The sequence below is a fragment of the Streptomyces sp. NPDC059455 genome, from assembly GCF_042750115.1.
GTDB classification, from domain to species: Bacteria; Actinomycetota; Actinomycetes; order Streptomycetales; family Streptomycetaceae; genus Streptomyces; species Streptomyces endocoffeicus.
Window position 1 is genome coordinate 1 of record NZ_JBHYVB010000489.1, and the last position, 1,362, is coordinate 1,362.

At 66.7% G+C, this 1,362-nt stretch carries 2 protein-coding genes; both read right to left on the reverse strand.

What is annotated here, in order from left to right:
* Positions 1–26 precede the first annotated feature (26 nt).
* A complete protein-coding gene (locus tag ACFXB5_RS53750) occupies positions 27–455 on the reverse strand; it encodes a transposase (RefSeq protein WP_385223391.1) in 429 nt (142 codons plus the stop codon).
* A 353-nt stretch (positions 456–808) separates the two neighbouring features.
* Positions 809–1,186: a hypothetical protein gene (locus ACFXB5_RS53755; protein ID WP_030825962.1), complete on the reverse strand. Its 378-nt coding sequence runs from the start codon at positions 1,184–1,186 to the stop codon at positions 809–811.
* Positions 1,187–1,362 lie beyond the last annotated feature (176 nt).

Here is a 1,362-nt window from a genome sequence, read left to right on the forward strand (position 1 = left end):
CCTGTAGTTATCGCCGGCCTCAGCCCCTACAACACCGCCGTCCACCAGCTCCGATCGGCCCGACCCGCCATAACCGACGCCCCCAGATAATTGCCACCGTCGAAGCCGCGGCTGTCGGCGCCCACGACGGCGTCCGCCTTGATGGACTGCGAGTCGATCACGCCAGCCGTCGGCTCCGTGTCCCGGCCCAGCCGCTCGCGGACCTGGCCGCGCAGCCGGTCGTGGAACTCCTTGACGAGGGCGTGGTCGCGCCAGCGGCGGAAGAATGCATACACCCGGTCCCACGGTGGAAAGTCCACCGGCATGGCGCGCCACTTGATGCCGTTGTCGACCAGGTAGCGGATCGCATCGAGCATCGCGCGGTGGCAATACGCCTCCGGTTGCCCGCCCCGGCCGCGCATCCAGCCCGGCATCGGCGGCAGCGGCCGGATGGCCGCCCACTCCCCGTCCGTCATGTCCGTCGGGTACCGGCGCTGCCGCTCGGGCCAGTCAACCGCGTTGCCGTACACGTGCGCGAGGCAATCACACGATGGAGCAGCCCAGTTGGACTGCCAGATCACCGACACGGGAGACTGCGGCACAGGGGCCTCCTGGTGCTCTATGGATTCGACACCCACGAGCTGTTCAGGAGGCCCCGTCTTCATGCTCTCGCCAGGGCAGGATCACCCGACCGGGAACCCTCGTTCGACCGCCACCGCTCAAGATCGAAAAGACAACAGCTTCTTACACAAGCAGACCAACCGCAAACCGCAGCCCCCGAGCGCCGAAGGGGGCGAGTTCAGGAGAAGGACAGCGACAGAAGGATGACTCAGGAGGCGGACGGTTCGATCTCCCCCGCAAAGACGATGACCTGGTCGATGAGGCTCCGCCGCAGATGGACGACGTCCGTTCCCGCCAGGCGGGGACCTCCATCCGGCGTGGTAAAGACCCACTGGTACCGGGCCCACTCGTCAGGCATGTCCACCGCCGAGCAGCGCACCATCGTGCCGGTCCCCGCCGGGTGGCGCCGGATGTCCAGCACGAACCGCTCGACCGCCGCGATTCCTTCGCTGCGGCCCAACGGCCCCCAGAAGACCACGTCTGAGGTCAGAGCCTGGGAGAGCAGGGCAGTCACATAGCTGTCGTCCGAGGCGTTGAACGCGGAGATGAACGTGTCGATCGCGGAGCGTGCAATCTCTTCCTGCATGCCCCAGTAATACCAGCCGTTTCGCGTGCGCTCGTCCCGCGAGCCGCCTTCCGATCACGGTGAACCATCCCGGTCACAGCACTAGACGAGTAAGTCCGATGTCAGTGGTCGAAGGCGATCAGCGACCTGGGGGTGGGTGCGCCGGTCTGGTGGTTGTGCCAGATCGCGGCGGCCAT

Bases quoted from the DNA above. Each gene is read 5' to 3' on its own strand.
- ACFXB5_RS53750 (WP_385223391.1), bottom strand. From the start codon at position 455: ATGACGGACGGGGAGTGGGCGGCCATCCGGCCGCTGCCGCCGATGCCG.
- ACFXB5_RS53755 (WP_030825962.1), bottom strand. From the start codon at position 1,186: ATGCAGGAAGAGATTGCACGCTCCGCGATCGACACGTTCATCTCCGCG.